Here is a 6,945-nt window from a genome sequence, read left to right on the forward strand (position 1 = left end):
AGAGTTATGATCTGCTTCAGATATTGATCGATAAGCTGCAGGCTCCCTCAGGTTTGCCAGCCGAGGAAGCTAACGCGATCATTAAAAACGGTGAAGCGACTTTTGCCGAATTACAGGCCCATCTTAACTATCTTCTCGGCCGGGGAAAATCGACCCCAGCTATTGCAGCGGACTCTTCTATCTCCATCAGCGTCAGAGATATCCTCAAACAGATGTTACAACTGTTTAAACAGGAAGAAACCAGCGCGTCCCGTCAGCAATTACAAAAATTAATTTTACCTCTGTCTCAATTGGCTTCAGAACAGCAACAATGGCAATATTTAGTTAAAAATGCCCAATCGGCACTGGCTAACCCCAAACATTCCTATCGCACTCTCGCCCCAGTTATTATTAAAGAATTAAAACAAGCTAGTGATTTATTAGAATGGGGTCGCGGGGAAGAAATCACCGTCAGTCAAGAATTGCAATTATTAGCCACCGCCAAATTACCACAAATCCTGATTACCCTGGAACCGGAATTAGTAGCTAGTACCCTGCTGCAAATGTTCAATCGCCAACAGGTCTCGCAACTGGTACAGTTATTACAAACGAGACGTTAACAGCTGCCCCGACGTAACTAATTGTGCGCCAACCGAGGTGGCAATAATCCTCGATGGTGAATTGGGATAGAGCCAAACCAGAAAAAGCTAAGATATGGCAAGATAAAAACTTAATGCTGACGGCTGACAAATATCAGACCTGAGGCAGCATCTCTTGAGTCACCGGTCAAGCCGGGATTTACTGAGAGTAAGCGATCTGCTAGAGTTTTAACGTTCGTTAAATTTCTCGGGCAGAGAAAACAAACAAAACCATAATGGTGTTACTGGGTGTGTGGAAGTGCTTAAAAATCTCAATTTTTCGAGGCGATACTCCTCGCTGGCCCTGCTGCTGGCTATTTTCGGATTATTTCACGGGACGGTAATGGCCGAAGAAGAACCCCCAGAAACGGTTTTTCCCCGCGTCGAGCAGCTAGTACAGTCTCCTCCCGCGACGGCAGAAACTACTCCACCCGTGGCACCAGCGCCGGAAACCCCGACGGAAACCCCAACCCCCCCGGAAACTCCGACAACGGCCCCACCAGCGCCGGCGGAGGAGTCGCGGGTTTTGGTGGCTGAAGTGGTAGTACAGGGGGCCGATCGAGAATTAGAAAATCTAGTTTATAATACCATTCGCACCCGACCCGGACGCAGCACGACTCGAACCCAACTACAAGAAGATATTAACGCCGTTTTTGCCACGGGCTTTTTTGCCGATGTGCGGGCAGTTCCCCAAGATACGCCCCTAGGGGTGCGAGTCACCTTCGAGGTGCAAGCTAACCCCGTTTTTCAGGGCGTACAGATTCAAATTGCCCCGGAAACCCTGGACAAATCGATTTTACCTGCCGGCGTGGTCGAGGAAATTTTCGCCGGTCAATACGGCAAAACCCTGAATTTGCGGGAATTACAGGCGGGGGTAAAAAAAATCAATGACTGGTACAGCAAAAACGGCTATGATCTGGCCCAGGTGATCGGTGCGCCGCAAGTAACTCCCGATGGTCGCGTGATTCTGGTCATTTCCGAAGGTTTAATCGAAAAAATTCAAGTACGCTACTTTAACGTCGAACAGGAACCGGTCAAGGGTAAAACCAGAGAATTTATCATTACTAGGGAAATGCGCCTAAAAGCGGGGGATATTTTTAACCGCAATACGGCCCAACAGGATTTACAGCGTGTTTTCGGTCTCGGTTTATTCGAGGATGTGCGTCTGTCTTTTTCTCCCGGCAGCGACCCAAGGGAGGTGATTGTTAACGTCGATGTGGTGGAAGGTAATACCGGTTCCCTAGCCGCTGGGGGTGGTATTAGCTCGAATGCGGGCTTATTCGGGACTGTTAGCTATCAACAGCGCAATTTTGGCGGTAATAACCAAACTTTAGGGGCAGAATTCCAGTTAGGGGAACGGGAATTTTTATTCGATCTGAGTTTTTCCGATCCTTGGATTGCCACGGATAATTTCCGCACTTCCTACACGGTGAACGTTTTCCGGCGACAGTCGATTTCTCTGGTTTATGATGGGGAAAATTCCTCAATTAGGACGCTTAACGATAATGATAGTCCCCGTATCGTCCGGACGGGTGGCGGTATTACTTTTGTCCGTCCTTTGGCCCCCGATGTGTTTACGAAACCAAAATGGGTGCTTTCCCTAGGCTTTAACTATCAACAGGTACAGGTGCAAAATGCCAATGGTGACATCTCCCCCGTCTCTGCACCTCTCAATGGTTTTGGTAGTCAACAACTGGCTTTTAGTTCCTCTGGGATTGATGATCTACTTTCCCTAAATATTGGCGCTATTCGAGATTTTCGCGATAATCCCCTGCAGCCCACCAGTGGTTCTTTCCTGCGTCTAGGTTTAGAACAAACTATTCCGGTCGGTTCTGGCAGTATTTTAGGCACTCGTGTTCGGGGTAGTTACAGTTACTTTATCCCCGTTCGGTTTATTAATTCCTTTAATCTCTTTGAAACCGATATTTTTAAAGGTCAGCAATCCCTCGCTTTTAATGTGCAAGCAGGGACAGTATTAGGCGATTTACCCCCCTACGATGCTTTTATCGTTGGGGGTAGTAACTCTGTACGGGGTTACGCCGAGGGGGAAGTGGGTAGCGGTCGCAGTTATTTCCAAGCCACCGCCGAATATCGTTTCCCCATAGTAGCAATTATTGGGGGGGCGTTATTTGTCGATTTCGGCACTACTGTTGGTTCCCAAGGCGATGTCCCCGGCCAACCCGGGATTGTCCGGGATTTACCCGGTACCGGTCTCGGTTACGGTTTGGGTGTTCGGGTACAATCTCCCGTCGGCCAAATTCGGGTTGACTACGGTTTTAATGTCGATGGTGGTTCTCGTCTCCATTTCGGTATCGGGGAACGATTCTAATCAGTTATCAGTTATCAGTTATCAGTTATCGATAAATTTAGTTCTTTTTGTTGTTCACGGATAAAAGCTTTACTGCTTAACAATTATGGTTTCTACTATCGCTAAACAATTTGAATTATCGGGAATTGGCCTGCATTCAGGGGAAATAACACGGGTGCGCGTCTGTGAGGCAAACCCCGGGGAAGGACGTTATTTTGTCCGCAGAGATTTAGCCAATCAACCGATTATTCCCGCTCTAGTTTCTTCGGTTTACCAAACGACTTTATCAACGGAATTGGGACAAGGAGAAGCAAAAGTTAGAACCGTTGAGCATTTATTAGCGGCCTTAACCGCTTTGGGGGTAGAGGACGCTCGCATTGAGGTGGATGGTGCGGAAATTCCCCTCCTCGATGGTTCGGCCAAAATCTGGGTGGAAGCGATCGAAAATGCTGGTTTAAATAACTCTTTTTCTCCATCAGATTTAACTATTTCTCAACCGATTTGGTTGTACGAAGGAGATGCTTTTGTGGCGGTGATTCCTTCTCCTGAATTACGTTTTACCTACGGCATCGATTTTACCTATAAACCCATCGGTAATCAATGGTATAGTTGGAGTCCTGATCAAGAAAGTTTTCGAGATGCGATCGCGGCTGCCCGGACTTTCGGTTTTGCCGATCAAATTGAGTATCTGCAAAAGGCTGGTTTAATTAAAGGAGGCAGTTTAGAAAATGCTTTAGTCTGCGATCAAAATCAATGGTTAAATCCTCCTTTACGCTTTGATAATGAGCCAGCAAGACATAAATTATTGGACTTAATTGGTGATTTGAGTTTACTGGGAACCATTCCCACCGCTCATTACATGGCTTTTAAAGCCAGTCATAAACTGCACGTTCAATTAGCTAAAGCAATTCAGGGTTAATTATTTCTTGGATCAAGGGGACGAACTACAAAAATACCGATGGCTTTGTCAACTTTAGTGATATATTTTTCTAGGTCTTTAGCAATGGTAATTTGACCAGCAGGAGAGGCATGAATTAAGCCAATTTTGCCATCGGGAAAGCGATAAACTAGACCGGTATGGGTGGTATCTAAACCAGGGATATTAGTCACGACACCGATAATATCTCCAGCTTGTAGTTGTGGGTAAATATCTTTAATCTTAGGGGTGGGAATATAGGTTAAGGATAAACTTTCTAATTGCCGTTCTACCTGTTGAATACAATCGTAATTATTTTGAGTTTTTAACTGGGGGTATAGAGGGCGGTTTTTGCTGATAAAGTTGAGCTTTTTGTTAAGAGTAATTCCACCTAATTTTTGAGTAATATTTTCTAGATTGCCTCGTTTTTGGTTGTCATTAATCCAATCGGAAAAGTAATGCAGACGACTACAATAACCATCGAGAATACCGTGGCGATAACGTTGATTTAAAACCTGCTGACTAAAAGCAGAATACTGATAATTTTTTAAAGCAAAATTGTGACTCAAAGCGAGAACTGTTTCCACAAACAGGACACAATCAAACTCTTTTAAAGAGATAAATAATTTTTCTGTTGCCGAGCGATTGAGTAATCCTGCTTGATATTTTGCTCCTAAAAATTGAGTGGCGATATTCTGGATTATATCAGCCATGGGTAAGCGATCGAGTTGTTGATTTTGAGCGTACTGCACCAGTTTTTTATAATTAGGATCGCTGACTTCTTGAGCAAGAATAGTTTCCGATCGAGCTATACTCAAGGGAATTAAAACAGGATTAATTAATAAATAGGGTAAAGTTATCCAATTAAAAAACATTGTCGATCGATTACTGAAAATAATAGGGTTTATCACCGACTAACACACATTAACTGTCAGAGTTATAATCTGCTGGGTTTAACTGGTATTTCTCATTGTATTCTACTACATAATTAGGTGGTTATAATTAAATTAAAAATGGATTTTAGGTTCGATCCCCCCTGCCCCCCTTAATAAGGGGGGTGCCGATAGGCGGGGGGATCCCCCCTTAATCCCCCCTTAATAAGGGGGGCATCTGATAATTTTTAACACCTACCTACATATAGCAATTATCTTAATGGTGAGTTATCAGGGTTTCGTTTTGGGGAGACTCCGAGACGATGGAATTGAATTAGCAATGATCAATTCCGAGACAGAAAAGGGGTTTCTCGGAGAAACCCCTTTTCTACTCATGCAAAAGGGGGAATACATAATCAGTTTTTAATAACTGGATTTAGTATCAGTCATTGACACAATTTTGAGTAAACCTCTAACCTAGTTATACTAAATCCGTTTTTAATAGTACGCTTAACTCCTAAGTCTAGGTACTTAAGACGTGCGATAGTCAAAGGATTTTCGCGGTCGCTGGTTGATAAAATCCGTCACTCGATCTACGCTTGTTTGAAGATTTGACGGATGCCATTCTCGTCATTTTCCTGATTCCTAAACATCTGTCTCATTGCATTACTTCTAATGGGCTTCTGACTTTTCCCATCATTGATTTTTATAGATTGTTGTAGTACATTACATTACAAAAGACGTAGCAATCAGCAGAGAACCTTGTCTATGACTGTCTGCTCGTTGAATTAATCCTTTCATATACCCTAAATTAAGGAGAAGACTATGGCTAATCGATTGGATGTAAGGAAGGTGATGCGGGGTGATAAAGACCTGAGCGGTGCTGACCTGAGCGGTGCTAACCTGAGCCGTGCTATCCTGAGCCGTGCTATCCTGAGCCGTGCTATCCTGGTCGGTGCTGACCTGAACCGTGCTAACCTGATCGGTGCTCACCTGGGCGGTGCTGACCTGAGGGGTGCTAACCTGAGCCGTGCTAACCTGATCGGTGCTAGCCTGAGGGATGCTGACCTGAGGGATGCTGACCTGATGGGTGCTGACCTGAGCGATGCTGACCTGCTCGGTGCTAACCTGGAAGGTACGAAAATGCCCGAAGGCTGGGAATTTATTGTCAGAGCTCGTTAATCATTTCTGAAGCATTCGATCGAAATCTGGCGTTGCTGAGTAGCGGTATGATTTGGCAAAATTCTCAACCAGTTTTCAGAGCTTTTAGCAATCAACTCATTCTTTGAATCGGCAACGCTTGTCTCAAACTTATTGGAAACGACTATAACAGCGACATCTCGTCTGAGGTGCTGATTTTTAACACTTTTGTAATTAAAAGTCAATAAATTAAATATTAATTTTTGTAAAGAAAAGCCTGAGCAGTTACTCAAAAAGCTCTTTACCATCTGTTACAAAATATGGCAAGATATTTATCAAATTGTGTCGAAACCCAAAGTAAATGCTCATTGGGGTGACATTTTCTGATACAAAACAGAAACATATATATCTAAATACCTTAAACAAAGGGCGATCGTCATCTGATGACGAAAATCACTTCATACCAGACTCAGCAATCCTAAGGAGAACCATCATATATGTTCACTCACGTCAAGTCCACCATTCGTCACATAGTTCCTGACGCGTTGAATGGTCGATCGCTGGTCAAGGTGGTCTATGTCGTGCTAGAACCTCAGTACCAAAGTGCGCTGAGTAGTGCGGTCAGGGAAATCAACGCTAACAACCCGAAACTAGCGATCGAAATTAGTGGTTATTTAATCGAAGAACTGCGCGATGGGGAAAATTATCGCAATTTTCAAGAGGATGTGGCCAAGGCTAATATTTTCATCGCTTCTCTCATCTTTATCGAAGATTTAGCCGATAAGGTTGTGGCCGCTGTCGGTCCCCATCGGGATAAATTAGACGCGGCGATCGTCTTTCCCTCCATGCCCCAGGTAATGCGCTTAAATAAGTTAGGCAGCTTTTCGATGGCACAATTGGGACAGTCTAAGAGTGTCATCGCTAACTTCATGAAAAAGCGCAGGGAAAGCTCTGGCGCTGGTTTCCAAGATGCGATGTTAAAGTTATTGCGAACTTTACCGCAAGTCCTGAAATATCTCCCTATGGAAAAAGCTCAGGACGCACGCAACTTTATGTTAAGTTTCCAGTATTGGCTGGGAGGTTCCGCAGAAA

General features: G+C 44.3%; 6 protein-coding genes. 5 read left to right on the forward strand and 1 reads right to left on the reverse strand.

Going from position 1 to position 6,945, the window contains the following annotated elements; all coding sequences use genetic code 11:
* The 3 genes from IM473_RS20355 to lpxC all read left to right on the forward strand — a co-directional run.
* The coding region (locus IM473_RS20355) for a histidine kinase (protein ID WP_287660007.1) at window positions 1-599 on the forward strand (599 nt) is incomplete at its 5' end.
* A gap of 361 nt (window positions 600-960) precedes the next feature.
* Complete coding sequence (locus tag IM473_RS20360; protein ID WP_407069747.1) at window positions 961-2,946, forward strand: BamA/TamA family outer membrane protein; 1,986 nt, start codon at window positions 961-963, stop codon at window positions 2,944-2,946.
* 85 nt (window positions 2,947-3,031) lie between these two features.
* The gene (lpxC, locus tag IM473_RS20365; RefSeq protein WP_287660009.1) at window positions 3,032-3,844 is read left to right on the forward strand and encodes a UDP-3-O-acyl-N-acetylglucosamine deacetylase; all 813 of its coding nucleotides are present in this window, start codon (window positions 3,032-3,034) and stop codon (window positions 3,842-3,844) included.
* Here lpxC and IM473_RS20370 read toward each other — a convergent pair.
* Window positions 3,841-4,716 (reverse strand): N-acetylmuramoyl-L-alanine amidase-like domain-containing protein, encoded by an 876-nt coding sequence (locus IM473_RS20370; protein WP_287660010.1) that lies wholly within the window; start codon window positions 4,714-4,716, stop codon window positions 3,841-3,843. The two genes, lpxC and IM473_RS20370, sit on opposite strands and share 4 nt — an antisense overlap.
* Window positions 4,717-5,538: 822 nt before the next feature.
* On the opposite strand from IM473_RS20370, the gene IM473_RS20375 reads away from it, so the two are divergent.
* Both IM473_RS20375 and IM473_RS20380 read left to right on the forward strand, forming a co-directional pair.
* Window positions 5,539-5,895, forward strand: a complete 357-nt coding sequence (locus tag IM473_RS20375; RefSeq protein ID WP_287660011.1) for a pentapeptide repeat-containing protein — start codon at window positions 5,539-5,541, stop codon at window positions 5,893-5,895.
* Between the two features lie 455 nt (window positions 5,896-6,350).
* A partial coding sequence (locus tag IM473_RS20380; RefSeq protein WP_287660012.1) for a DUF3479 domain-containing protein occupies window positions 6,351-6,945 on the forward strand: 595 nt, incomplete at its 3' end.

This window comes from Microcystis sp. M015S2, from assembly GCF_020245945.1.
In the GTDB taxonomy this organism is placed as follows: Bacteria; Cyanobacteriota; Cyanobacteriia; order Cyanobacteriales; family Microcystaceae; genus Microcystis.